Annotated in this window: 23 protein-coding genes; 12 read left to right on the top strand and 11 right to left on the bottom strand. The window is 69.1% G+C overall.

Annotated features, from left to right (window positions below):
- Nucleotides 1–5 precede the first annotated feature (5 nt).
- The 3 genes from ACFPZ3_RS30825 to ACFPZ3_RS30815 are packed head-to-tail and all read right to left on the bottom strand — an operon-like array spanning nucleotide 6 to nucleotide 2104.
- Nucleotides 6–365 carry a Rieske 2Fe-2S domain-containing protein gene (locus ACFPZ3_RS30825; protein WP_379517786.1) on the bottom strand — a complete coding sequence of 120 codons (360 nt, stop codon included), beginning with the start codon at nucleotides 363–365 and terminating at the stop codon, nucleotides 6–8.
- Complete coding sequence (locus ACFPZ3_RS30820; RefSeq protein WP_379517785.1) at nucleotides 355–606, bottom strand: toluene-4-monooxygenase system B family protein; 252 nt, start codon at nucleotides 604–606, stop codon at nucleotides 355–357. The genes ACFPZ3_RS30825 and ACFPZ3_RS30820 overlap by 11 nt, the downstream gene beginning before the upstream one ends.
- Before the next feature lie 10 nt (nucleotides 607–616).
- Nucleotides 617–2104 carry an aromatic/alkene/methane monooxygenase hydroxylase/oxygenase subunit alpha gene (locus ACFPZ3_RS30815; RefSeq protein WP_379517784.1) on the bottom strand — a complete coding sequence of 496 codons (1488 nt, stop codon included), beginning with the start codon at nucleotides 2102–2104 and terminating at the stop codon, nucleotides 617–619.
- Nucleotides 2105–2473: 369 nt separating this feature from the next.
- On the opposite strand from ACFPZ3_RS30815, the gene ACFPZ3_RS30810 reads away from it, so the two are divergent.
- Entirely contained in the window at nucleotides 2474–5089 is a 2616-nt protein-coding gene (locus ACFPZ3_RS30810) for a hypothetical protein (protein ID WP_379517783.1), read from the top strand.
- A 48-nt stretch (nucleotides 5090–5137) separates the two neighbouring features.
- A complete protein-coding gene (locus ACFPZ3_RS30805) occupies nucleotides 5138–5989 on the top strand; it encodes a hypothetical protein (RefSeq protein WP_379517782.1) in 852 nt (283 codons plus the stop codon).
- Nucleotides 5990–6009: 20 nt separating this feature from the next.
- On the opposite strand, the gene ACFPZ3_RS30800 is transcribed toward ACFPZ3_RS30805, so the two are convergent.
- From ACFPZ3_RS30800 to ACFPZ3_RS30790, 3 genes are all read right to left on the bottom strand, one after another.
- The gene (locus ACFPZ3_RS30800) at nucleotides 6010–6249 is read right to left on the bottom strand and encodes a hypothetical protein (RefSeq protein WP_379517781.1); all 240 of its coding nucleotides are present in this window, start codon (nucleotides 6247–6249) and stop codon (nucleotides 6010–6012) included.
- Nucleotides 6250–6269: 20 nt separating this feature from the next.
- Nucleotides 6270–7844, bottom strand: a complete 1575-nt coding sequence (locus ACFPZ3_RS30795) for an MDR family MFS transporter (RefSeq protein ID WP_379517780.1) — start codon at nucleotides 7842–7844, stop codon at nucleotides 6270–6272.
- A 99-nt stretch (nucleotides 7845–7943) separates the two neighbouring features.
- Nucleotides 7944–8558: an acyl-CoA-like ligand-binding transcription factor gene (locus ACFPZ3_RS30790; protein ID WP_379517779.1), complete on the bottom strand. Its 615-nt coding sequence runs from the start codon at nucleotides 8556–8558 to the stop codon at nucleotides 7944–7946.
- Nucleotides 8559–8700: 142 nt separating this feature from the next.
- Here ACFPZ3_RS30790 and ACFPZ3_RS30785 point away from each other — a divergent pair, with 142 nt between their 5' ends.
- The 4 genes from ACFPZ3_RS30785 to ACFPZ3_RS30770 all read left to right on the top strand — a co-directional run bounded on the left by ACFPZ3_RS30785 (nucleotide 8701) and on the right by ACFPZ3_RS30770 (nucleotide 10534).
- On the top strand, nucleotides 8701–8925 hold the full coding sequence (locus ACFPZ3_RS30785) for a hypothetical protein (RefSeq protein WP_379517778.1): 225 nt from the start codon (nucleotides 8701–8703) through the stop codon (nucleotides 8923–8925).
- A complete protein-coding gene (locus ACFPZ3_RS30780) occupies nucleotides 8922–9182 on the top strand; it encodes a protein kinase domain-containing protein (protein ID WP_379517777.1) in 261 nt (86 codons plus the stop codon). Before ACFPZ3_RS30785 ends, ACFPZ3_RS30780 begins: the two co-directional genes overlap by 4 nt.
- Nucleotides 9097–9504: a hypothetical protein gene (locus ACFPZ3_RS30775; protein WP_379517776.1), complete on the top strand. Its 408-nt coding sequence runs from the start codon at nucleotides 9097–9099 to the stop codon at nucleotides 9502–9504. The genes ACFPZ3_RS30780 and ACFPZ3_RS30775 overlap by 86 nt, the downstream gene beginning before the upstream one ends.
- 133 nt (nucleotides 9505–9637) lie before the next feature.
- Nucleotides 9638–10534 carry a LysR family transcriptional regulator gene (locus ACFPZ3_RS30770; RefSeq protein WP_379517775.1) on the top strand — a complete coding sequence of 299 codons (897 nt, stop codon included), beginning with the start codon at nucleotides 9638–9640 and terminating at the stop codon, nucleotides 10532–10534.
- A gap of 19 nt (nucleotides 10535–10553) precedes the next feature.
- Here ACFPZ3_RS30770 and ACFPZ3_RS30765 read toward each other — a convergent pair whose 3' ends face one another.
- Together ACFPZ3_RS30765 and ACFPZ3_RS30760 are read right to left on the bottom strand one after the other, a co-directional pair.
- Nucleotides 10554–11321 (bottom strand): SDR family NAD(P)-dependent oxidoreductase, encoded by a 768-nt coding sequence (locus ACFPZ3_RS30765; protein ID WP_379517774.1) that lies wholly within the window; start codon nucleotides 11319–11321, stop codon nucleotides 10554–10556.
- On the bottom strand, nucleotides 11318–12061 hold the full coding sequence (locus ACFPZ3_RS30760; RefSeq protein WP_379517891.1) for an oxidoreductase: 744 nt from the start codon (nucleotides 12059–12061) through the stop codon (nucleotides 11318–11320). Before ACFPZ3_RS30760 ends, ACFPZ3_RS30765 begins: the two co-directional genes overlap by 4 nt.
- Before the next feature lie 334 nt (nucleotides 12062–12395).
- Here ACFPZ3_RS30760 and ACFPZ3_RS30755 point away from each other — a divergent pair, with 334 nt between their 5' ends.
- Nucleotides 12396–12872: a hypothetical protein gene (locus ACFPZ3_RS30755; RefSeq protein WP_379517773.1), complete on the top strand. Its 477-nt coding sequence runs from the start codon at nucleotides 12396–12398 to the stop codon at nucleotides 12870–12872.
- 243 nt (nucleotides 12873–13115) lie between these two features.
- A complete protein-coding gene (locus ACFPZ3_RS30750; RefSeq protein WP_379517772.1) occupies nucleotides 13116–13628 on the top strand; it encodes a hypothetical protein in 513 nt (170 codons plus the stop codon).
- Nucleotides 13629–13659: 31 nt separating this feature from the next.
- On the opposite strand, the gene ACFPZ3_RS30745 is transcribed toward ACFPZ3_RS30750, so the two are convergent.
- On the bottom strand, nucleotides 13660–18609 hold the full coding sequence (locus tag ACFPZ3_RS30745) for an nSTAND1 domain-containing NTPase (RefSeq protein ID WP_379517771.1): 4950 nt from the start codon (nucleotides 18607–18609) through the stop codon (nucleotides 13660–13662).
- Between the two features lie 168 nt (nucleotides 18610–18777).
- On the opposite strand from ACFPZ3_RS30745, the gene ACFPZ3_RS30740 reads away from it, so the two are divergent.
- The 4 genes from ACFPZ3_RS30740 to ACFPZ3_RS30725 all read left to right on the top strand — a co-directional run bounded on the left by ACFPZ3_RS30740 (nucleotide 18778) and on the right by ACFPZ3_RS30725 (nucleotide 21439).
- Nucleotides 18778–19626, top strand: a complete 849-nt coding sequence (locus ACFPZ3_RS30740; RefSeq protein WP_379517770.1) for a hypothetical protein — start codon at nucleotides 18778–18780, stop codon at nucleotides 19624–19626.
- A 15-nt stretch (nucleotides 19627–19641) separates the two neighbouring features.
- Complete coding sequence (locus ACFPZ3_RS30735; protein WP_379517769.1) at nucleotides 19642–20550, top strand: hypothetical protein; 909 nt, start codon at nucleotides 19642–19644, stop codon at nucleotides 20548–20550.
- Nucleotides 20551–20749: 199 nt separating this feature from the next.
- A complete protein-coding gene (locus tag ACFPZ3_RS30730; RefSeq protein WP_379517768.1) occupies nucleotides 20750–21106 on the top strand; it encodes a hypothetical protein in 357 nt (118 codons plus the stop codon).
- Nucleotides 21107–21172: 66 nt separating this feature from the next.
- Nucleotides 21173–21439, top strand: coding sequence for a hypothetical protein (locus ACFPZ3_RS30725; protein ID WP_379517767.1), 267 nt, complete (start codon nucleotides 21173–21175; stop codon nucleotides 21437–21439).
- Nucleotides 21440–21481: 42 nt separating this feature from the next.
- Here the strand turns inward: ACFPZ3_RS30725 and ACFPZ3_RS30720 are convergent, their stop codons facing one another.
- Nucleotides 21482–22360, bottom strand: a complete 879-nt coding sequence (locus ACFPZ3_RS30720; protein ID WP_379517766.1) for an SDR family oxidoreductase — start codon at nucleotides 22358–22360, stop codon at nucleotides 21482–21484.
- A 75-nt stretch (nucleotides 22361–22435) separates the two neighbouring features.
- The gene (locus ACFPZ3_RS30715) at nucleotides 22436–23191 is read right to left on the bottom strand and encodes a DUF4389 domain-containing protein (RefSeq protein ID WP_379517765.1); all 756 of its coding nucleotides are present in this window, start codon (nucleotides 23189–23191) and stop codon (nucleotides 22436–22438) included.
- Nucleotides 23192–23743 lie beyond the last annotated feature (552 nt).

Genomic DNA, 23743 nt, shown 5'->3' with positions numbered 1-23743 from the left:
GCACCTCATCCGCGGCATCGGTTGTGGTGTGGCCGCCCGTCGACCGGGACGGCCACGTCTATCCGCTCGCCTCGCAGGCGCACGGGGAAGGCGTACAGGCGGCAGGTTTCCGGGTTACGGCCCTGGCCGGTGACCAGGTCGAACTCCCAGCCGTGCCCGGCGCACGTGAGCGTCTTGCCGTCGAGGTCGCCCTCGGCCAGCGGGAACTCCGAGTGCGGGCAGCGCCCCTGGTAGGCACGCAGCTCGCCGCCCGGCAGGTGGACCAGCAGCACCCGGTCGCCGCCCACGGTGACCTCGGCGATGTCGCCCTCCCAGAGGTCGTCGAGGGTCGAGACGCTGGTCCACGCCGGTTCGTCATGACTCATCGAAGAAGGCTTCCACGTGGTCGAGCGGGCCCACCCCCGCCTCGCCGACGGGCTGCCCCGGCGGCAGCACACGGCCTTCGTGCCGTACGCGGATCGGGGCCGCCCTGTCGGGAACCCGGTGGCCGACGACGTGGGCGGCGATCTTCCTGCCGACGACCTCCGCGGTGTCCTGGTCGTCCACGGCGACGAGGAGCGCGGCGATGTCGCCGTCGAAGTTCGCGCTCAGGGGCAGCAGGGCCATGGTGTCCCCCTCACTCGCCGGTCGCCCAGGCGTAGCCGGTGGCGTCCTGGCCCTGCTCGGGCTCGGACAGCCCCATGTAGGCGAGGGCTCCGCCCAGGTCGGGCGGGTTGATGTCGCCGGCCAGGAAGCGGTCGATCAGCGACCGGTTGCCCGCGAACCGCTCGGGCCGCCTAGTGAAGATCCACTTGCACGGCTCGGAGCAGAACAGGTACGTCCTGCCGTTGTGCGTGTGCCGCAGCGGGGCGGGGTCGTCGAGCGCGCCCACCACGACGCCCGCCGGGCGGACGATCGGGAGGTGGCACAGGTTGCACATCATCGGCAGTGTCTCGGGAAAGGTCGCGGCGACGTCGCCGCGCCGGATGTTCTCCTGAATGACGTCCCAGTTACGACCGAAAGTGTCGTTCCAGCCGGGATATTTCTGCTCCAGCCATACGCGTTCCGCGGCGGAGGCTCCGGCGTCCGGGTTCCACCACACCGTGGGCCGGTAGGTCCAGACGCCGAGATGAATGGCGTGGTGATACCAGGACACCTCGCGGACGAACTTGTCCCAATACCATGGATAGTCGAGGCCGAAATCGCGGAACTGCTCCGCGAACTGCTTGATCACCCAGTCGTCGATGAATTCCTTGAACGACATCCGCCGGTTCTCCAGCGGCGTGTAGTAATCCATCGACAGCCCGGTGAGCACCGAGAACACCCGCCAGCTCCGCCAGAACATGTGGTCGATGAGGAATTGGGCCCATTCTTTGTGCCCATTGTCGATGAGGATCTTTATGGTCGGCTCGCCCTGCTGGGAGTGCCGCGCCTCGTCGGTCTGGATGCTGGAGATCAGCGCGCCGAACTCCAGGTCGCCGACGTCCATCGCGTCGGCCGCCATGCCGAGGAACTGCAGGTTCGTGAAGCCGGTCTCCAGGGTGAAGGTGAGCTGCAGCGCGATGGAGACCGCGTCGTTGGCCACGAACATGTCGTCGAACAGGCTGCGGGCGGCCAGCACCACCCAGTTGTCGGTGTGGAACGCCTTGTGCGCCCAGTCGGCGCGCGGCTCCTTGTCCAGCAGCCCGTACGGGAAGAACGCCTGGATCTGGCCGTGCCGCATCTCGTCGAGCGCCCCGAAGGTCGCCGTGTTGCGCCAGGCCGCGGCCCGGCCGAACCGCGCCATCCTGGCCTCGCCGATGGCCGCCAGGTATTCGGGCATGGTGATGGCCCCGTAGTGCGCGAGGATCACCGACTTCCAGCCGGGATCGAGCCGGTCGAACAGCTTCGAACGGCTCACCGCGTTCTTCAGCGAATACGTCGCGGTGTCCTTGGTGACCTGGTTGTGGACATACTCGCGGTAACCGATTTTATACGGCTCGTCCCACTGCTCCCATGCCTCACCGGTCACTCGGTGGGAGCCGGAGAGATCCTCCGGGAAAACCTCTTCCTCGGTGGCGTAACGGAGAGTCCAATTGGTGTCACGGGACAGGTCGTACCAATCGCCGCGCGAAAGTCTCGGCATAGGCGTCCCTTCCTCTGCCCTCTGTTCATAAGTCAGTTCCGGCGATAAGTAAACATGCGTCGACGAAGTCGCTCGCCGCCCCGGGGCGGATTGGATCAGGTGGCCGCGGAGGGGCCGGGTGTCCGGGCGGTGTGCCCGTGGTCGCCGGCCACGGCTGGTTCGCCGTGCCCGCACCCCTTTCACATTGCGGTTTCCCCGCGACGATCTGGGGCCGATCGACGAAATTCCTGGTATTTCCTGAAATAGCGTTTCAGGCAAGTGTCGCCGAAATAACCGCTGGTCAACGCCTTGACCTTGCCTTTACCATGGCAACCGCCATGCATCCAGTTTCGGCCGCCAAAGCGACCAAGGGCATAAAGGGGAAATGCAATGACGCACCCGGTGCTCGACAATTCCGCGAGGGAAGTTCTGAAAGGCACGCTCGTGCCGGTGGAGGTTTCCCTGCCGAGTGAGGAGGGCGGTGGCGGCATCGTCAAGCTCGGCGCCCTGCGCCAGCTCGCGCTCACCCCCGGCGACGTGGACGCGGTGCTCGGCCGCCTCGCCCAGGCGAGTGCGGGCGAAGCGGCCGACGCCGAGCTGTCCGCCGAGACCCTCGACGTGCTCAGGGCGTTCGAGGAGGCGCTCGTGCCGTCCCAGCGGCCTGAGGTGCCGGCGATCGCCCGGATTCCCGTCGGCGAGCTGGTGTTGTTCGCGCGGTACCTGATCGAGATGCGGTCCGAGCGGCTGCGCGGCGCCGGGCGGGCCCGCTCCTCCGAGAACGCCGGCCGGGCCGCCCAGGCGCTCAACACCGCCGTGGTCGCCCTGCGCGGGCTGAGGCTCAACACCGGCAGCCCGCCCATCGGGATGCTCAACCTCGAACGCATCGAGATGGTGCCGATCGGCGTCCAGCGCGGCGAGCTGGTCTCGACCATCCCGCTGGCGCCCGGCGAGGAGACCGCGGTCACGCACAAGGAGTGGTCGGTCACCTCCAAGGAGTTCACCACGATCGTCACCGACGCGCTGGAGGAGGTCAGCGAGACCGGGGTGACGGACAACACGGACCTGTCGCAGTCGACGGCGTCGCAGAGCCAGCACTCCAACCAGTTCAACATCACTGGAACGGTCCAAGGCGGCATCCCGATCATCTCCGGCTCCAGCACCAGCGGCTTCACCTCACAGGGCTCGACGTCCGAATCCGCCAACGAGAGCATCAAGCACGCGCACGCCACGACGCAGAAGGCCTCCTCGCGCTCGCGGCGCGAGCACAAGGTGAGCATCTCGACGACGACGGTGACCGGCGAGTCCGAGACCTCCACGCGGGTGCTGAAGAACACGCAGAAGGACCCCATCCGGATCGACTACTTCAGCCTCATGCGCAAGTGGCGGGTCCGGCTCTACCGTTACGGGTTGCGGCTGACGTACGACCTGGTGGTGCCCGAGCCCGGGGCGGCGATGCGGCGCGCGTACGCGGAGCTGGACGTGCTGCGCGCGCAGCAGGGGCCGTTCGTGTTCGGCGTCAAGCCGTCCGAGGTCACCACGGAGCTCGTCGACGCCGACGGCAAGCCCAACGAGAAGGGCAGGCCGCGCTACGTGTGGCTGGCCGAGCGTCACGGCGTGGCGGTCCGGCCCTATCCAGAGGAGCCGATGCCGCTGACGCCGAACGACCACGTCGGCACCAACGGCGGATGGTGGTTCATGGACCTGGAGTTCGAGGTGCCCGGCGGCACCCGGATCCGCGACATGCTGCTGAACGCGCAGATCGGCCACGCCGACGGCGGCGACAAGATGAACTTCGAGGTCCTCGGCGCCCAAGCCGAGCGAGCGTGGGGCGGGCTGGGCGGCGCGCTGCTGATCCGCGACCACCAGCTCAAGACGATCGGGGGTGTCGGCAACTTCCTGGAGCACTACACCGGCCGCCAGAAGGTCACCTTCTTCTTCCATCACTCCGCGGAGGTGTTCGTCCGCCTCACCGTCAACCGGGAGCTGACGCCGGAGGCGATCGAGCAGTGGCGCACCGAGGTCTGGAACACGCTGTTCAACGCCGCGCAGGCCGCGTACTTCGCGCGCCAGGAGGAGATCGCCGCCCGCATCACGGCCATCGAGGAGAGACTGGCCGGCGTAGACACGCTCACCCTGCGGCGTGAGGAGAGCGACGAGATCATGAAGTGCGTCCTGAGGTTCGTGCTCGGGACCGACTTCGACTTCATGCCGAAGAAGGTGCTGGACGCGTTCGTGGCAGCGGGCGTCGATCTCGTGCACGGCGTCGGCTTCGACGGGCCGAGCCTCGGCCTGGACCCGCTGCAGTGGTCGATCCTGCGTCAGCACGAAGACCTGATCCGCTTCATCAACCAGGCCATCGAGTGGGAGAACGTGGTGACGTTCCTCTACTCCTACTTCTGGGACGTGCCGCAGAGCTGGCCGTTCATCCGTCAGCTCCGGCATCCCGACCCCAACCGGCAGGCGTTCCTACGGGCCGGCAGCGCGCGGATCGTGCTCACCGTGCGCAAGGGCTGGGAGGAGCGCTGGATCCGGTACGCCGAAGGCGGCTCGATCGGCGCGCAGATCCCGGAACCTTACCTGACGATCGCCAGGGAGATCGCCGTCTACGACGACCGCAACTATCCGGGCATCCCGCCCGCCAACCCGGGGCGGGCGGCGGTGCACCTGCAGGACGAGGCGTACACGACGTTCACGATGGACGCGGGCCCGAGCGAGAGGCCGGTGAACCTCAAGGTGGCCAGCAGCGCGGGCTTCGTGCAAGGGCTGCCGGTCGTCATCGACGTCCAGGACGGGCGGGGGATCCAGGAGGCGCAGGTCGTGATCGCCATCCCCGACGGCACGCACCTCACGGTGGCCGGGCTCACCTACGCGCACCGGGGCACGACGGCGGCGGTGCCGGTCGTGCAACCAGGTGAGAAGGGCGCGCTGATCGCCGAGTGGCACGAATACACCCCATCGTCCGGCACCGACATCGCCGTCACCTCCAACCTCACCACGATCGCGTAGCGAGAGGGCGATCACATGGGGTACTTCAGTCTCGAGAAGAGTCCGGGCGTGCGTCTGCCGAAGCTGACGCTGAGCGTCGGCGAGGAGGCCCCGCTGATCATCTGGCAGGATGACCGGCCGGGCGAGAACCCGTACACGGCCATCCTTTTCCAGCAGGACTACACGCATCTGCTCGTGGAGGAGGTCAGGCAGCCGAGTGGCCGGCAGGGCGCCACCCGGCTGCTGCGCTGCACGGGCAAGGCGCCCGGCTCCGGCCGCGTCGAGGCCGTGGACGTGCCCAGGACCGGTGCCCTGAAGCCGCTCGGCCGGCTCGACTACGAGGTCCGGGACGACCTGGAGGCCGACCTGGTCTACACGGGGAAGCTGGTCCACTGGCGCCGCTCCGTGCCCGCCTCGCTGAGAGCCCACCGGCCCCTGCTGTTCCACGCCTCCTCCGGGGTGGACAGATCCCAGACCGCGCGGCTGCAGTCCGTCGAGGATCTAGGGCCGCTGCCCGAGGGGCTCTACACCTTCCTCACCCACGTCGACCCCCGGCAGAACTCGGTCGCGGCGGCGAACAAGCTCGGCGACCGCGCCGTCACCAACAACTACAGGGAGGGCATCCAGTTCCTGCCCATGGACGGGGATAAGCCGAAATATCCGGACTGGGGCACCATGCGGGTCCGGCTCACGCAGGTCCGGGGCGCCACCTACGGGCGCGGCGGCTTCTTCCTGCACAACTCGCGCAAGGGCTACAGCCATGGCTGCATCGAGATCGGCGGGACCATCGACGACGTGGATTTCTTCTCCGCGCTGCTGATCCACGCCGGCAGCCCGGACCGCAAGCCGAAACTGACATTGCTCGTCAAATACTCCTATCCCGATCAATCCACGTCGGGGAAGACGAAGAGGGCCGACTGAGTGGGCCGTCGGCAAGAGGATCACTGAGATTCTCCGAACGGCTCACGCCAGATCTCCTTGCCCGCGGCGTCGCGACCGACGACGGCCGCCGCGACACCAGCGGCTGCCGCCGCCGAAGCAAGCGCGGCCTTGAACGGCAGGCGTTCAAGGCCGGTTGCGCCGTCGATCCGGCTCACGTGGCTGTCGATCCGGCTCACGTGGCTGTCGATCTGGCTCACGTGGCTGTCGATCCGGCTCACGTAGCCGTTGATCCGGCTCACGTGGCCGGTGAGAGGGCAGCTCAGTGGCCGGCGGCCGTGGCGCGTTCCCGGGCCAGGCGTTCCTCGCCCGACAGCGTGGCGAGCGGCTTCTCCTTGATGAACAGCACCGCCACCAGGGCGAGCGCGGTGAGCGGAACGCCGATGAGGAACAGGTCGGCGGTGGCGGTCGCGTACACGTCCTGGATGACGCGGACGACGGGTGCGGGCAGCTTGGAGATGTCGGGTACGGCCTGGCTCTCGCCCCCGCCACCGCCGGCCATCGGACCGAGCTTCTCGGTCATGAGCGTGGTGATCCGGTTGGCCAGCACCGCGCCCAGCGCGCTGACGCCGACCGCGCCGCCCATGCTGCGGAAGAAGGTCAGCATCGAGGTGGTGGCGCCCAGGTCGTGGGCGGGCACGTCGTTCTGGGCCGCGAGGACCAGGTTCTGCATGAGCATGCCCACGCCGATGCCGAGCACGGCCATGTAGAGGCCGAGCAGCACCGAGCTGGTCTGGCCGTCGATGGTGCTGAGCAGGCCCATCCCGGCGAGCATGACGACGCCGCCGGCCACCAGGAAGCCCTTCCAGCGGCCCCACTTGGTGATGAGCTGACCCGCCACGGTGGAGGAGATCAGCAGGCCGAACACCATCGGCAGGCTCATCAGACCGGCGACCGTCGGCGACTTGCCGAGCGCCACCTGGAAGTACTGCGACAGGAAGACCGTACCGCCGAACATGGCCACACCGACCAGCACGCTGGCCACGGTGGCCAGGGCGACGGTGCGGTTCTTGAAGATGGCCAGCGGGATGATCGGCTCGGTCGCCCGCGACTCCACCCAGACGGCCAGCGCGAGGATGAGCACGCCGCCGCCGACGAGCGCGGCGCTCTGCCAGGAGCCCCACGGGAACTGGTGGCCCGCCAGCGACGACCAGATCAGCAGGGTGCACACACCCACCGTGATGAGCAGGGCGCCGAGGTAGTCGACCTTGACTTCCTTGCGTACCACCGGCAGGTCGAGGGTGCGCTGCAGCAGGACGATGGCCAGGATCGTGAACGGCACGCCGATCAGGAAGCACCAGCGCCAGCCGAGCCAGGAGGTGTCCACGAGCACGCCGCCGATGAGCGGGCCGGCGACGGTGCCGACGCCGAACACGGCGCCGAAGATGCCGGCGTAGCGGCCGAGCTCACGCGGCGGGATCATGGCGGCCATCACGATCATGGCCAGCGCGGTCATGCCGCCGGCGCCGGTGCCCTGCACGACGCGGCTGACGATGAGGATCTCCACGTTCGGGGTGAGGCCCGCGATCAGCGAGCCCACCACGAACAGTCCCAGCGAGAGCTGGATCAGCAGTTTCTTGTTGTAAAGGTCGGCCATCTTGCCCCACAGCGGCACCGTGGCCGTCATGGCCAGCAGTTCCGCGGTGACGATCCAGGTGTAGACGGTCTGCGTGCCGTGCAGCTCGGTGATGATGCGCGGCAGGGCGTTGGCCACGACGGTCGAGGCGAGGATGGACACGAACATGCCCACCATCAGCCCCGACAGGGCCTGCAGAACCTTTCGTCTGGACGTGGGCGGCGCGGCCACGGATTCGGGCTGCGCGCTGGTAGCTGTCATCTCTCCTCGGTTTCTCGGACAGGGGACCGGCGCCGCCGCAGGGCTCCTGCGGCAGCGCCGGTTCAACGGGGACGATCGAAAGGGGGGTGACCAGGGCGGTCACGGATTGGGCAGGCCGCTGGCGAGCTGGGAAAAGGCCTCGTCGACCAGGTCGGGTAGTTCCGGGTGGCCGCCCGCGGCGCTCCAGCGGACCATCGCCACCCGGAAGGCGGCCATGGCCGCCGCGGTGGCCAGTTCTGGATAGCCGCTCGTGCCCGGCCGTACGCCGGCTCGCTGGGCGACGGCCTCGGTGATGACGCGTTCGGTCTCGGTGCCACCGGCGACCAGGCGCGGGAGCAGCGACGGGTTCTGTTCGAACACCTTCAGCCGCAGCAGCCATTGCTCACGCCGCTCCTGGACGCGCTCGGCCTCGGCCCGCGACATCAGCCGCAGCGCCTCCAGGACCGGCACGTCCGCGGGCACGGCATCCATCCTGTCGCGCAGCTCGGCGGCGGAGGCCGGGCTCTGGCCGATGAGCGCGTCCTCCTTGGACGGGAAGTAGTTGAAGAACGTACGCGAGGAGACGTCCACGGCCTCGGCGATGTCCTCCACCGTGACCCCCGCCAGGCCACGCTCGGCCACCAGCGTCAGGGCGGCATGCTCCAGCGCCGCACGGGTCTCGAGCTTCTTACGGTCCCTCCGGCCGAGCTCGTCAGCGCTGTCCACGATGGTCACGATATCGAGGGTAAGGATGAACTTTCATGTTCTGCAATGTTTCAGGATCTGAAGTGCGGCATATCACACCGGCCGGCGGGAGAAGGGGCCTCTCTACCGCGGTGCCCGCCAGGCTAAGGACTTTCGCGTAACATCGTGGGATGTGACCGAGTATGGTCTTCCGCCTGTGCTCGGCCTGCTGGACGGGGATCCGAGGACGCTCGGCCCGTACCGGATCGCCGGCCGTCTCGGGCAAGGCGGGATGGGCACGGTCTACCTGGCCGAGGGGATCGCGGGGCCGGTCGCGCTCAAGGTGATCAGTCCGCATCGTCCACCGCGACCTCAAGCCCGCCAACGTGCTGCTGTCCCCCTCTGGGGCCGCGAGTGATCGACTTCGGCATCGCCCGCGCACTCGACACCGACGGCGACAGGACGGCGACGGGCCGGTGGGTCGGCACCCCCGACTACATGGCCCCCGAGCTGACCGACGGCGGCACGTGGAGCACCGCCTCGGACGTCTTCGCGTGGGGCTGCGTGGTGTTCGCGGCGGCGATGGGGCATGGACCTGTCCGGCTTATCCGGCGCCGCGCCACCCGGGCAGGCCGAGGCCGTCCCGACGCGGGAAGCGGCGTTCCCGCCTGCTGATCACCGCCGCCGCCGTCCTGCTCTCGGTCACCGCCACGGGTGCGACGATGCTCTGGTCGAGGTCCGGCACCCCGCCCGCGTTCGCGGATGCAGCCTCGACGGGAGCCTGCCCGGCTCGGGCGGGGTCCACTGCTCCTTCACCAGCAACGCCGACCGGGGGCGGCCGCACCCCTGGTACCGGATGAACGGGCGGGAGATCGGGCGGGTCTTCGGCGGGAGGCCCGAAACCAGAGACCAGATCACTCTGGGCGTGTTCGCGAACAACCCTTACGGGGGGGACGAGGCCATGAAGGCCGGCTTCGACGCCTTCGGGGTCGGCTGAGGGGTCGCGGGCCGGCGGCCTGGCTCGTGCTCTGTGACGACCCCACCGCGTTCTTCACGCCGACACAGCGCTTATTATTACACGATTACAACGGGTGGGACCGCGGTCCACCGCAGAGAGGGGACGGGAACGGATGAGCCTTCGTCAGTTCGAGTACGCCCTGGCCGTCGCCGAGGAGGGCTCGGTGACGGCGGCGGCGGAGCTGCTGCACGTCGCTCAACCGTCGGTGTCCCAGCAGATCCGCGGCCTGGAGCGGGAGCTCGGCGTGCAACTGTTCGCCCGCACGCCGACCGGCCTGGTGCCCACCGTGGTCGGCCGCGCGTTCCTGCGGGAGGCGGAGGTCGCGGTGAGCGCGTCGCGGCGGGCGAGGGCGACGGCGCGGTCCGGTGCCGATGAGCTGGTGGGCGAGCTGGTGGTCGCGGTGCAAATGGGCTTCGGCGTGCGGCAGCTGCCGAGCGCACTGGGCACGCTGGGCCGCCGCTTCCCGCGGCTGGAGGCCACCGTCTTCGAGGAGCCGAGCTCCGCCGAGCTGGAGCGGCTGTGTCGCCGGGGTGTGCTGGACCTCGCCCTGATGGCGGCGTGCGAGCGGGGCCCCGCCGACGCCCACCACCTCGGCTACGAGGAGTTCGTCGTGGTGCTGGGCGCCGGGCACCGGCAGCTCGCCGCGGACCGGGTGGAGTTGGGTGAACTGGAGGGGGAGCGGTGGGTGAGGTTCGACCGTGACAGCGCGCTCGACGGCGTGCTGCGGGGGGTGCTGCGGGACAACGAGCTGACCCCGGCCACGGTCGCCCGCGTGTCCCAGACGGCGACGGCCGTGCGCTGGGCCGCCCACGGGCTGGGGGTGACGCTGGTCCCGGCCTCCGCGGTGCCGCATGGTTATGAGCACCTCGTGCGTCCGGTGTTCCCGGTCGTGTCCCAGCCGGTCGTCGCCGTGATCCGGCAGGCTGCGGGCCCGGCGGAGACGGCCCTGCTCGAACTCCTGCGTCAGGAGATCTGGCACGGTTCCGCTTTCTTCTCACCGGTGCCCTGACGGCCGTTCGCCGAGCCCGCTAGAAGACGGCGCCGCCGGCGTCGACGTGGATCGTGGTGCCGGTGATGTAGCTGGCACGAGGAGAAGCCAGGAAATAGATCGCCTCGGCGATCTCGTGTGCCTGGGCCGTCCGCTTGATCCCCAAATCCTGGGCCACGCCCTCGTTGCCCTCCTCGCCCCATTCGGCCAGCACACCTTCGGTGCGGGTCGGACCGGGAGAGACGCTGTTGACCCGTACGCCGCCATCGGCGAACTCCGCCGCCCACGTGCGGGTCAGCGAGGTCAGCGCGGCTTTGGACGCACTGTAGGCCGAGGCGCCGGGGAAGGCCTTGAACGCCGCGAGCGAGGTGACGTTGACGATGTTGCCCTCGCCCTTCTCCAGCATGTGCGGCACGAGCGTGGCGACCAGGAAGTAGGCACCGCGCACATTGGTGTCGAAGATCCGTTCGTAGCCCTCCACGCTCTGTTCGACGGTGAGCGAGGTGGGGAAAGTACCGGCGTTGTTGACGAGGATGTCGACAGGACCGCTCCGGCGGACCAGTTCGGCGACCGAGCCCAGGTCGGCCGAATCAGCTGGGATGAATCGAACCACGCCGTCCTCCTGCGCGGCGTGCGCGGCATTCTTGCCGCGCTGGACGTCGCGGCCGGTGATGACGACCTCGGCACCCGCGCGGGCCAGCAGTCGAGTGGCCGCAAGACCGATGCCAGAAGTGCCGCCGGTGACCAGTGCGGTCTTCCCCTGCAATTCCATGCCATGTGACCTTTCGTCATTCCATTGGGGCGTCAACTCCTGGGGAATTCGCCGCCGTCCACGACGAGATTGCTCCCGGTCAGCCAACTCGCCCGCTCGGACATGAGGAACAGCACCGCGTGGGCGATGTCGTCGGGCTGACCATCGCGCCCCAGCGGGGGACTGGTGGTGTCCTGGCCCGGCCCCGCGTTCAGGCGCGCCCACTGCTCCCGCGTCGCTTCGCCGCCGGGGGTGGCGGTTCTGCCGGGAGACACGGTGTTGACCCGGATGCCGAACGGGGCCAGATCCGCGGCCAGCCCCCGGCTGTAGGCCTCCAGTGCCGCCTTCGCCGTCACGTAGTGCAGGAACGGTGGTGCCACGGTGGGCACCGCGGCCGAGGAGACGTGCACGATCACCCCCGAACGCCGTTCCCGCATCCCCGGTGCCAGCAGCGAGTCCAGCCGCACCGACGCCAGGAAGTTCAAGTCCAGCGCGTCCTGCCACTCCTCGTCAGGGATGGCCAGAGCGCCCTGGAACGGTCGCGCCCCACCCACGTTGTGCACCAAAATGTCCACCCCGCCGAGCGCCTTCTGCGCGGCCGCGGCGAGCGTCTCCGCTCCGGCCCGGGTCCGCACGTCGGCCTCCACGAAGGTGGCGCCCTCCGGCACCGTGCTCGTCGACGACCTGGCGGTGGTCAGCACCTCGGCGCCCGCGTCCAGGAGCTGGCGCACGATGGCCGCTCCGATTCCGCGAGAACCACCTGTGACCAAGGCCCGCTTTCCCGCGAGTTCTCCCATTGTGGTCATGCCACCGGTCCTATCGATCGTGTATTAGTCCGCTCGACAAAAGGAGCAGCGCGAATCTTCGGAGAAATCGCGGTGAGCACCTCGTCGAGCTGTTTTACGGTACGGCTGGAAAAGAACGAGAGGCAAAGACGAAATGTCAGCAGGTGCCATAGGGGTTTCCTATGGCACCCCGGCGGGCCGCCGCTGGGCGCGAAGTGTGAGCGATGTCACCGTAGGTAACGCCGCCATGCCACGATGGTGACCGTTCTGCGTCATACGGCTGGACCCTTAGCCATGTTTCGGGCATGCTTGGCTAGATCTTCAGTCAATTCGAGGGAGCATCCGGGTGCGAGTTCCGCGCAAGGCCATTCTGTTCACGACGGCACTGTGCCTGAGCGGTGTCCTGGCGACTCCGGCGAACGCGGCCGCCTACAGCCCAGAGGGCATCTGCGGGGCCGGTTTCGGCCGCGTCTCCGGCGGCACGAAGGCCGTCACGACGCCCAGCGGCCGCCGGTACGGCACGGTCTACCTGCTCTACAGCAAGAAGGCCCAGCAGAACTGCGTGGTCACGATCAAGTCGAGCTTCGGCGGTTCGAAGACGCCGGTGAGCGCTCAGCTCACCGTCATGCCCAAGGCGATCAAGGACACGAAGCAGGACCCGACCGTCCGCCGGGACAGCGGGAGTTACAAGTACTACGCGGGACCGGTGAAGTACTGGGCCAAGGGGGCCTGCGTGAAGTTCTGGGGCACGATCAAGCCGCTCGGGCACGACCCGGCCGTGGCGCGGGGCGGCCGCCAGAGCTGGGGCAACTGCGGCGGATAAGCGCCGAGCGTGTGGTTGATCAGGCACGCCGGCAGGTACGCCTGCCGGCGTGCCTGATCATGCCCAGGATGTACTGACGCCGCCCGTTCAAGGGCGGGTTCTCGCTGGGATTCAACCGCTTCCCATGCCTGTTACACGCATCCTTCAAGCGGACATTCCGATGCTGGTCACGACCACAACGCGACCCAAGATCGCGGCACCGATCCGATGCCGCGGACGGGCGCCCCAGCAAAGGACTACATCATGAACGGCTCATGGCGCACGACGTTCACCACCGCCGCACTCCTGATCGGATCGGCGTTGTCCGGTCCGGGCGTCGCCCGCGCGGCCGGTCCGCCGCCTTCGCCGCCTCCGTCGCTCTTCGCGTCACAGGCCGAGTACAACCGTGACTGGCAGGCGTACGCCAAACTTGACAGGGCGAAGGCGGCCGGGCACATCAAGGTCACGTACACATCGCTCAGCAATCGCGCACACGTCACAGGGCGGCTGTGGGACAAGGACAACCGGCCCATCCACCTGGGAGGCAAGTGCGCCTACGTGCGGTTCCAAGGACGCACCATCGGTGGCGGCTGGACCACGAAGCGCGAGTTCGGACATTGCGGAGCGAACACGTTCAAGCCCATCGACTTCACATGGCAGCACGTGGATGCGGTACGGCTCGTCGTCTGCCAGACCAAGTGGCCATTGAAGCAGCCCCTGGTGCCGGTCCCGGGCACGTGCGGGCCTCTCACGTACATCTACAACATCCTTCCGTGAAGGAAGCCGGGGTGCCGCGGCACCCCGGCACTCATGCGCTCGGGCATCGCCGGGCGTGCAGGTACTGCCGGCACTCCTGGCCGGTCAGCGTCCGCGTCACATTCGCGCGGGCGATGCCGATGAGGTCGTCGAGGTCGAGCGCCCAGACGCGCACGGTTCCTCCTCCGCTGCCTACGGCCAGCCTGGAGCCGTCCGGGCTGAACCGCACGCTGTAGGCGCCGCCCTCGTGCCCGCGCAGCGTCAGCGACTGCAGCCCGGAGTCCGCGTGCCACAGCCGTACGGTGGAGTCGGCGCTGCCGGTCGCGATCCGCGTGCCGTCCGGACTGAACACCGCGTCGTAGACCGGCCCTTGATGTCCCGTCAGGGTGAGGATCTTCTGCCCGCTCGCGACCTCCCAGACCCCGGCCAGGCCGCTGGGCTCGCCCACGACGATCCGGGTGCCGGTCGCGTCGAAGTCGATGCTGCTGCCGTAGAGGTGGATGGATCGCAGGAGCCTGCGCTGCCGCCAGTCCCAGATCTTCACCCGAGCCGCAGCCGGATCCGGACGACCGTACCGGTATTCGACGCAGGCGAGCAGCCGGCCGTCCGGGCTGAAGCTGAGCCGGTCCACGTTGAGCCCCGGCTCGCCGGGGAGGGCTCCAAGACTTCCGCCGGACCGGTCGACGAGCTTCACGCCGCCGTACTCGTCCGCCATGGCCAGCGTCCGGCCGTCCGGGCTCCAGTGGGGATCGCTCGTGTGAGGCACGGCGAACAGGCGTTCACCGGAGGAGGCCTGCCAGACGTTCACGTCAAAGGCGGAGGTGCCGGCGGCGACGAGGGTGCCGTCACGGCTGACGTCGATGCCGTAGACGCTGTCGGTGGGAGGTCCTTCGCGTTCTCCAAGGACGAGGCCGGCTGTCCCGGTCCTCAGGTCCCATACGTTCACCGATCGGGCGGTGCCGGTCGCCAGGAGGTTGTGGCCGTCAGGGGTGAACGCGACCGCGCTCCAGGCGGTGGGGTTGGCGGGCACGTTCAGCCACTCCGCGGCACCCGCGCGGCTGACATCCCAGATCTTCGCCGCGCCCGTCTCGAAGTCTCCGGTCAGGACGCGGTTGCCGTCGGGTGAGAAGGCCGCGCCGACGAAGGAGTCCTGCGTCCCGGAGAGGGACAGCACCTGGCGGTAACCGGACTCGTCGACCTCCCAGAGCTTGGCGGTGCCGTCGTCACTGGCGGTGATCAGCCTGCCGGAGTCGGGGCTCCAGTCGGCGGCGGCGATGGTGCCGGTGTGGCCGTACAGCGTGGAGCGCACCTTTCCCGTTCCCGTGTCCCAGATCCGCGTGAAGCCCTCGCCTCCGTATGTGGCCAGCCGGCGGCCGTCCGGGCTCCAGTCCACATCTTCGACGGCCCAGGTGTGACCGCGAAGGGTGCGCACTGTCCTGCCGGAGGAGACGTCAGCCACGAGGACGTCCCGGGGCTCGTTCAGCGCCATCGCCACGTGCTTGCCGTCCGGACTGAATCGGGCGGTGAACGCCCGGCCGGCCGGGCGGAACGTGCGAATCGTCCGTCCTGTCGCGATCTCCATCACGCGGGTCACGCCGTTGTCCCGCCACGTCGCCGCCAGCAGGGACCCGTCGGGGCTGAACGAGGGGGCCCACACCGCGCCGCTCGCGTACGTGAAGGCGACCAGCTCACGACCGGTTCGGGTATCCCAGATCTTGGCGGTGCCGTCGTCGCCGGTAGTGGCGAGCATCGTGCTGTCAGGGCTGAAGGTCACGTCATTGACGTCGGCGCCGTGGCCGCGGAACCGCAGCAGGGACGCGCCCGTGCCGGCGTTCCTGATGTCCACGATGCCGCTGTCCTCGATTCCCTCGCTGCTGAACAAGCGGCCGTCCGAGCTCCAGTCCACCGCCCCGCCCACGCCGGTCACGCTCAGCACGATCCGCGCGGCGGTGACGGCGCGGTGCAGGGCGTCCTCGGCCTCCGGCAGCACGGACCCGTTCACCACGCGGGTCCGCTTCACGGCTTCGAGGGCGAGCAGAATGCTCAGCTCGGGGTCGGTCTCCAGGTTGCCCACCGCCGAGGCGGCGAGCTCCCTCGCGGCGGCGGTACGGGCCTCGCCCTCGGCACGTTCGCGTTGGCCGTAGGCGAACACCACCAGCCCCGTCATGATCACGGCGGTCGTCGTCAGCACCGCCACCAGCGTGCGCAGCCGCCTGATGGAGCGCCGCTCCAGCGCTCGCTCACGCGCCTTCCGTCGCTCCTCCTCTTCCTCGTCACGCTCACGCGCACTGAGAGAGGTCCGGACAAACGCCTCCTGATCGGGCGTGACAGCCAGGTCGGACGTCGCCCGCCAGACCTCCAGCCGATCCAACCGGGTCCCCGACACCAGGAAGGAGTCGTCGCGGGCGGCGACCAACCAGTCGTGTGTCGCACCCGCCAGCCAGCGCTCGGTGCGCACGTCCTCACGTGCGGCGGCGATCCAGTCCCGCAGCCGCTTCCATTCACGCAGCAACGCCTCGTGCGCGACCTCGGCCGTCGGCCCCCTGGTGTCCGGGTCACGGTCGAACGACAACAGTCGCGCCGCTCCGAAGGCGTCGATGGCGGCCTGCATGTCACGGGGATCGTGCTCCAGGGACAGCAGTTCGGCCTGGGGCACCCGCCGGCGCGTGTCCCCGGCGCCGTCGCCGACGGTGAGCAGCCGGAGGAACAACTGGCGGGCCGCCTCTTGAACGCGGCGCGGAAGGGAGACGAAGACCTCGTCGGCCCGCCTCGCCAGCGCTTCCGAGATGCGGCCGATGTCACGATAGGCGGACGGCGTGAGCCGCTCGTTCCTTCGCCGGTCGAAGAGCTCGGCCAGGGCGTACTGCAACAGGGGGAGAGCGCCCGGCTGGTTCGCCACGTCGGCCGCGATCTCGGCGACGAGGCCGGGGGCGGTGGTCACGCCGGATCTGCGGGCGGGCTCCGTCACGGCGCGCTCCACCTCCTCGGCGGTGAGAGGGACGACCACCTCGGTGTGCGAGCGGATGAGCGCGGCCAGCTGGGCGTACTGGAGCGGGCGGTCGTAGAAGTCGGCTCGCAGGGTGATCACCACGCGCAGCCTGCTGCTCGGCCGGGCCATGGACGCGAGCAGCGCCGACAGGAATCCGCGACGCTGCCCCTCGTCGGCGACCAGGGTGAAGAGCTCCTCGAACTGATCGATGACCAGGAGCAGCTCGCCATGGTCGCCCGGCAGCGCGGCCGTCAGGTCCGAGGCCTCGGCGAGCGGGCCTGGGGAGTGGATCGCGATGGCGCGCAGGGCCGCCTGGAGCTCCTCCCACGGCCTGGCTCCCGGTGTCATGCGGGCCACGTACCAATGCTCCGAGCCCGTCACCGCACCGGCCCTCAGCGCCGGAACCAGCCCGGCCCGCACCACCGACGACTTGCCGCTCCCGGACGGTCCCACGACCGCCAGGAAACGATCCTCCCGCAGCCGGGCCAGGAGCCGGGCCGTCAGAGCCTCACGCCCGAAGAAGTCCGCCGCGTCCGTCTCGGTGAAGGGACGCAGCCCCTTGTACGGATTGCGCGCGGCGAGGCCAGAGGCCCTGACCCCGGATCGGGCGGCCAGTACCGCGGCGAGCAGTTCGGTGGCGTCTCGATAGCGCCGGCCTGGATCGGCCGCTGTGGCCCGCTCGATCACCTTGCGCATGGTGCCGGAAGGCGTGGGAAGCAGCTGCCCCATCATGATTCCCATCGCGTGCACATCCGTGCTCGGCGTCGATGGGCCGTCGCGTCGCCGATCGGGCGAGCCGGTCTGGGCCGTCTCCGTGGCGATGCCGAAGTCCGACAGGTAGGCGTTGCCCTCCTCGTCGAGCAGGACGTTGGACGGTCTGACGTCGCGATGGATCACGCCTTGGCCGTGAGCCGCGGCCAGAGCTCTGGTCACCTGCTCCACCATCCTGCCCGCGGCCTCGGCGGAAGGAGGACCGGAGCGGTCCAGGAGCGTGCGCAGGCTCCCGCCGCGCAGTAGCCGCATCACCAGATACGCGCCACCCGGCTCCCGCCAGAAGTCATAGAGCGGGACCACGTGCGGATGCTCCACCTTGGCGACGAGCTGGGCCTCGGCCTCGAACTCGCGCACGAACTCCGGCCGGTTGGCCAGACGCGGGTGGATCGCCTTGATCGCGACCTCGCGGTCCACCTCGGGCTGCACGGCCCGCCACACCACCCCGAACCCGCCCTCACCGATCCGCTCGACCAGCTGGTAACCCCGCAGCGCCGACCTCCCCGGCTGAAGCGCGACGTCCTGACGCAGGATCTGCTCGTGCAGCCGCCGCAGATCGGGAGAGGGATCGATGCCCAGCTCCTCCGACAGCAGGCGCCGGGACCGCTCGAACGACACCAGCGCCTCCGCCTGACGGCCCGATCGGTACAGCGCCAGCATCAACTGACCGCACAGCCGCTCCCGCAACGGATGGGCGGCCGTGAGCGCCTCCAACTCGCTGACCAGCCGCCCGTGGTGGCCCTGCTCCAGCTCGGCGCCGACCTGGTCCTCGGTCACCGACAGCCGCAGCTCCTCCAGTCTGCCGATCTCCGTCCGCAGTGACGGCTCGGAGCTGAGATCGGCGAACGGGGGCCCCTGCCAGAGGCCGAGCGCTTCCCGCAACGCGGCCGCCGCGGCCTGGGGGTCTCCCGCGAGCAGCCGCCTGCCCTCGCCGGCCTTGGCTTCGAAGAGCAGGCCATCGGCTTCGTCCGGCCGGATGCGCAGGGCGTACCCCCGGCCGTGGCTCTCAATACGATCGCCGCCCAGGGCTTTGCGCAGGTGGGACACATAGCTCTGCAGCGTGCTGCGCGCTGATTCCGGTGGCCGGTCCGCCCAGATCTCATCGATGAGCCGCTCCACGGGAACCACTTGGTTGACGCGAATCACCAGGTGTGCCAGCACCAGCCGCTGCTTGGGCCCTCCGAGCGAGAGCAGCCGATCTCCGTCGTACACCCGTAGCGGCCCGAGAAAGCACATGCGCATGACGCATGCGTATGCCGATTCACGCGTTCCGTAAAGCTGGACGGCGGCCACCGACCGGAGCCTGAAAAAGTACAAATTGAAGATTCCGTGAGACTAGGGAGATCCCAGGCGAGGTATGACCTCACTCCGACATCAGCGGGCTGATCGGGGGAGCCGGTGGAGAGGACTTTGCCAAGAGCGGTGGCGGCGCTCGCGGCGGGCGCGGCGCTGGTGAGCGGCTGTGACGGTGGGTCCGCGCCGGAGATGGACTCCTCGCCGCCTGGCAGGGTGATCGTGAAGCCGGGGAGCAGCATCGAGCTGCGCGAAGGCGGCGGCGACGTTCCCGACGCCACGGCCCAGGTGTGCCGGGAATGCCAGATAGGGCTGGAAAAGAGGCAGTTCGAGCAGCTGGCCAGGGACATGGATCAGAAGGCGTCCGCCCAGGCGGGAGCCGCTCTCAGCGATGCGAGCGCGCCCAGCGCGAGGGCGGTCGCGCTGGTGTGCGCGGGGGCGGCCAAGACGAACCTGGGGCGTTACCAGGAGGCGCTCCAGAGCATCGACGCGGCGGAGGCGGTACGCGACCACCTTCCCGCGGCGGTGCGACCGCAACTGCTGGAGCTCCTCTACCACGCGGAGCTGATCAGCGCCGCGTCCGTCGGCGACGTCGGCAGAGCCCGTGAGGCCTTCGCCCACCTCACCGAGATCGGGGGAAAGGCGGGTGCCGACATCAAGCAAGCCTGCGAGGCGGCACCGGATCGCGCGGCCCTTCCGGAATGCACGATCGTCACGTCCCCGCCCGTCGTACCCGGCAGCCCGACCGGCGGGCAACCTTCCACTTCCGGGCCGCCCACGCCGGATGAGACCGGATCGGGCGGCGAGACAGCATCGCCGGAGCCCACCTCCCCGGACACCGGCCCGGAGACCGGCCCGGAGTCTGTCTCCCCCGACGTCGAAACTGAGCCGCCCGGCCCGGATCCGGACGAAGGCCCGTCGTCGCGGGACACCGGCGGCGACCCCGCGCCGCCCATCGAGTCCTAGAGGGCGCCGTCACCCATGACCACACCGGAACGTGACGACGATCCCGCCGCCGGCCAGGACTTCGGCCGCGTGTGGAGCGTCCTCGCCCACGTCGTGACGCCGACCACCTTCATCGCGGCGCTCATGATCTATTTCGGCGCGCTCCGTGCCAACACCTCCTACTCCGCCCTCGGCGTGCACTCGAGCTTGCTGAAGTTCTCGTTCCAGGACTACGCGCTCCACAGCGTCTCCTCCCTGGCCGAGCCACTGGCGCTGACGCTGCTGGTGATTCTGGCCGCCCTTCCCGCGCATGCGCTACTGGTCCGTTTCATGACCCGTCACCGGGCCGCCACGAAACGGGCCATCGTCGTGCTGACCGCGCTCGGAACCGCCGGCGTCCTGGCGGGCCTCATCGGAGCCGCCGGCTGGTGGAAGCCACGCACCCGCGAGCCCGTCGTGCCCATGTGCTTGGCCCTCGGGGTGTTCGCCCTGGGTTACGCCGCCTCCCTCCACGCCAGGGTGTACCCCCGCCCCAGGAACACGGGATGGATCATCCAGCGCGCCGTTTTCGTGGCTCTTCTCATGCTCCTTCTCCTGTGGTCGCTCGCCGTAATCGCGCAGACGCGCGGGGCGGAAAAGGCTAAAGAGTTCCAGCGCAAGCCGTTCAACCTGCCCGGCGTCGTCGTCTACGCCCCACAGCGATTGCACCTGGAAGGCCCCGGCATCACGGAAACCACGTTTCCGGACGAGAAGGCGATGTACCGCTACCGCTACTCCGGCCTGAGCCTCCTGCTCCATTCGGACGAAAAGTACTTCCTCCTCCCCGCCTGCTGGTGGACGACGACGACCTCGCCGATCCAGGCGATAACCCTGCCCGCCGACAGCTCGCTCCGGCTGGACTTCTTCTCGTACACCGTGCTGCCGACCTGCCCGCCCGGCCGGTGACGGTGTCGCGTGGATCGAAGGCCGCCGGCGCGCCCCAGATCCGGGCGGTGTCGTCGGTGCTGGTCGTGGCGATCATCGAGCCGTCGTGTCCCGGCGGTGTTGGGCTGGGCGCGATCTGTGCCATACCTTGGGTACCAAGGCTGAGAGTGCTTCTCCGATGTCTCGGGACATCAGCCGCAATCAGAGAGCGAGACGCGACATGAGCAGTGCTCGCAAAAATGACGATCAAGCCATTGAGGGCCCTACCCAGCCGGCTGGGAGCGACGAGCGGCCCGATCACGCGGCCAACGCGCAGTGGCTCAAGGACAACCCGGTCGCCATGCCGCAGGTGGGCGCCGGGAGGTGGGCCGTCTACGACCGCGACGGCCATCTGCGCGGCCACCTTGTCGGCGGCGGCCCGACCCGCGACACCCGCTTCAAGGCGACCAGCGCGACGAACGAGTGGTCGCCTCCTGACCAGGCGCCGGGCTACGGCATCACCCTGCACGACGCCGGGGCCCATCTCCTCGACACCAGCGTGGGCAATGGACGGCCGGATGAGGGAGCGGGTGACTGAGCGCCACATCGCTGAGCACGCCGGATGGGCTCGCGCGGAGAGTGATCGCGGGTCACGATGGCCAGTATGAGCAACGATGATGACGCGCGCGCCGAGCTGGAGGAATGGAGCGAGTTCATCGGCCGGATTCGCTACGACGGTCCACGTTCCGGTGATGCGGGCGACGAGCGGCTGGCCGACGAGGCGGTGTCCAACGAGTTCTCCAGCTGGGGACGACTCGACGGCTCCGCCGAGATGAACAACCTGATCTGCCGCGCTTTGGAGATCGGCTACCTGCGGGCCCTGCAGGACGTGCGCGAGCAGCGCATCGCTGGGCTGGGGCCCACAGAATGACATCGGTACGAAAGGCGCGGCTCACGCATCGTTGCCCACGCCTCACACGCGGGGGTCGGTGGTCAGGCCGGCCAGATCGGCGCTCACGTGCCAGAGCCGCGCGGCGGCAGCCTGGTCGTGGCTGCGCTTGGAGGATCTCCTGGGTTTGCCGCCGGCGAAGTAGCCGCCGGTCACCTCCTTGAGGTCGGGAGCGGACGCCAGGTGAACCGACGTGGCGGCCCCCTGGGCCGGGACCTTCATGAACGGCCGGAGGAACGGCACGAGCAGCCGCTGGACGCCGGCCGGGTCCTCGGCACCGAAGGAGGTGCTCACCACGCCGGGATGCAGGGCGTTCGCGGTGACGGAGGTGGCCCGCAGTCTCCTGGCCAGCTCGTAGGTGAACAGGACGTTGGCGAGCTTGGACTGGTCGTAGGCCCGCGACCCGGAGTAGGACCGTTCACCCTGGAGGTCGTCGAAGTCGATGTGCCCGGCGGTGTGCGCGTGGGAGGAGACCGTGATCACCCGGGCTGGGGCGCTGTGCTCCAGCCGGTCGAGGAGCAGGCTGGTGAGCAGGAACGGCGCCAGATGGTTGAGGGCGAAGGTGCGCTCGAGGCCGTCGGCGGTGACGTGCCGGGTGTGCCAGTAGCCGCCGGCATTGTTGATCAGTACATCGATCCGGGACAGGCGTTCGAGCACCTCGCCGGCCAGCCGCCGCACCTGCGACTGGGAGGTCAGGTCCGCGACGAACACGTCCGCCTGGCCGCCGCCGGCCGCGCGGATCTCGCGAGCCGCGTCCTCGGCCCGTCCCGGGTCTCTGCCGACGATGGCCAGGCGCGCACCCATGGTGGCCAGGCCCAGGGCGGTGGCCCTGCCGATGCCTGCGGTGCCGCCGGTGACCAGCACTGTTCTGCCGGTCATCGGCCCGTGGTGGATCTGCCGCATGTTCTGCTCCTTCGGCGTGCGCCGGCACCGGTCACCGGGAGCTTGCCCGCGGCCCGCTGTGCGATCCGGAAGTGATCAGCCGCTGTCAGCGCCGGAGCGGACGGCGGGCCCTCCGCCCTGAACGGCCGCGCCGCCGGGGTCGTCGCCGCCGAGATCGAGGCGGAAGGGCGGGTAGCGGTCGGTCATCAGAGAGGTGTAGCCGGCGACCCGCAGCCCCCAGCGGTTCAGGCCGAGGACGAGGTCGAACAGCGACCGGGGGTACTGCCCGGTGACGGCGAGCACGATCCCGGCGATCAGGACGAGCAGTGCGACCAGACCGCCGCCGCCCCAGCTCCATATCTCGCCGCCGGCTTGCCGGCTGAGCCAGGCGCTGCCGCTGAACAGGATCCCGACGATCAGGAGATGCGGGATGGCCAGGAGCCACTTCACCAGGACGAGTCCGCGGTGCAGCCGCGCCGGGTACTCGACGCTCAGCCCGGCCGGGTATTCGGGGATCTCTCGCAGCGCGAACGGCGGGTAGCGGTCGGTGCCGAGCGCGTTGTAGGCGTAGTAGCCCACTCGCCAGCTCCACCGCATCACGCCGACGTTGAAGTCGAAGATCGACCGCGGATAGCGGCCGGTGATCACGATCGCGACCAGCGCGACGAGGCTGAGCAGGCTGAAGGCGATCCACAACGGGATCAGTATCAGCACGTGGGGCACGATCAGCAGCCATTTCACCAGCCACAGCCAGCGTGACAGGGAGTCGTCCTGCCGGGCGTGCACCTGGATCGGGTACGGCCGGACCTCGGGTGTGGGGGCGCGCGTGCTGATCGGGGTTGTCGAGCTCATGGTCGTTCCCCTCTTGTCAGAGTCGAAAGGAAGGCGAAGATCGCACGACCTTCGCCGTGGTGCGCTTTGTGCGCATGCGGGCGTACACGGTGCTTCTCCGGCCAAGGAGGGATTCAGCCGCGGACTGAGCGCGGAACAATCGGGGACGGGGTACGGCGGGGGAGGAGCGCAGCCATCGTTTCCTGGCCTGTCCAGGCCCTCAAAAAGGGCCGCAAGCGTCTATCGCCGCGGGCGACGCCAACCTGGATGCCAACGCGCGAAATGTCCTCGGTGCTGTAACTATAACTCTTTCCGCGAGGCAGGAAAAGGCATTGGAAAATTGGCGCAGTTCGCGGCTGGGCCCCGGGGCCGACGCATTCCCCGGTATTCAGAGATCAGCAATATCCGGCACAAATCTTGAAAAGGCTGCGTACCCCGTTTCCTTGAATTCCCGGCGCGGCGGTCAGTCGTCAGGCAGGGGGCCGGACGGTACCGGCGGTACGAGAGGTGGGTTCCAGCCAGCCGAGTCGTTCGGCGAGTTGCCGGGCGCTGTCGATGACGGTGGCGATGTGG

The organism is Nonomuraea insulae (assembly GCF_042656245.1).
This window is presented reverse-complemented; position numbering and strand designations above follow the sequence as displayed.

Coding starts and splice junctions, on each gene's coding strand:
- ACFPZ3_RS30715 (WP_379517765.1), bottom strand. CDS start 23,191: ATGAGCTCGACAACCCCGATCAGCACGCGCGCCCCCACACCCGAGGTC.
- ACFPZ3_RS30725 (WP_379517767.1), top strand. CDS start 21,173: ATGAGCAACGATGATGACGCGCGCGCCGAGCTGGAGGAATGGAGCGAG.
- ACFPZ3_RS30720 (WP_379517766.1), bottom strand. CDS start 22,360: ATGCGGCAGATCCACCACGGGCCGATGACCGGCAGAACAGTGCTGGTC.
- ACFPZ3_RS30750 (WP_379517772.1), top strand. CDS start 13,116: ATGAACGGCTCATGGCGCACGACGTTCACCACCGCCGCACTCCTGATC.
- ACFPZ3_RS30745 (WP_379517771.1), bottom strand. CDS start 18,609: ATGCGCATGTGCTTTCTCGGGCCGCTACGGGTGTACGACGGAGATCGG.
- ACFPZ3_RS30775 (WP_379517776.1), top strand. CDS start 9,097: ATGGACCTGTCCGGCTTATCCGGCGCCGCGCCACCCGGGCAGGCCGAG.
- ACFPZ3_RS30770 (WP_379517775.1), top strand. CDS start 9,638: ATGAGCCTTCGTCAGTTCGAGTACGCCCTGGCCGTCGCCGAGGAGGGC.
- ACFPZ3_RS30815 (WP_379517784.1), bottom strand. CDS start 2,104: ATGCCGAGACTTTCGCGCGGCGATTGGTACGACCTGTCCCGTGACACC.
- ACFPZ3_RS30735 (WP_379517769.1), top strand. CDS start 19,642: ATGACCACACCGGAACGTGACGACGATCCCGCCGCCGGCCAGGACTTC.
- ACFPZ3_RS30730 (WP_379517768.1), top strand. CDS start 20,750: ATGAGCAGTGCTCGCAAAAATGACGATCAAGCCATTGAGGGCCCTACC.
- ACFPZ3_RS30795 (WP_379517780.1), bottom strand. CDS start 7,844: ATGACAGCTACCAGCGCGCAGCCCGAATCCGTGGCCGCGCCGCCCACG.
- ACFPZ3_RS30820 (WP_379517785.1), bottom strand. CDS start 606: ATGGCCCTGCTGCCCCTGAGCGCGAACTTCGACGGCGACATCGCCGCG.
- ACFPZ3_RS30825 (WP_379517786.1), bottom strand. CDS start 365: ATGAGTCATGACGAACCGGCGTGGACCAGCGTCTCGACCCTCGACGAC.
- ACFPZ3_RS30810 (WP_379517783.1), top strand. CDS start 2,474: ATGACGCACCCGGTGCTCGACAATTCCGCGAGGGAAGTTCTGAAAGGC.
- ACFPZ3_RS30760 (WP_379517891.1), bottom strand. CDS start 12,061: ATGGGAGAACTCGCGGGAAAGCGGGCCTTGGTCACAGGTGGTTCTCGC.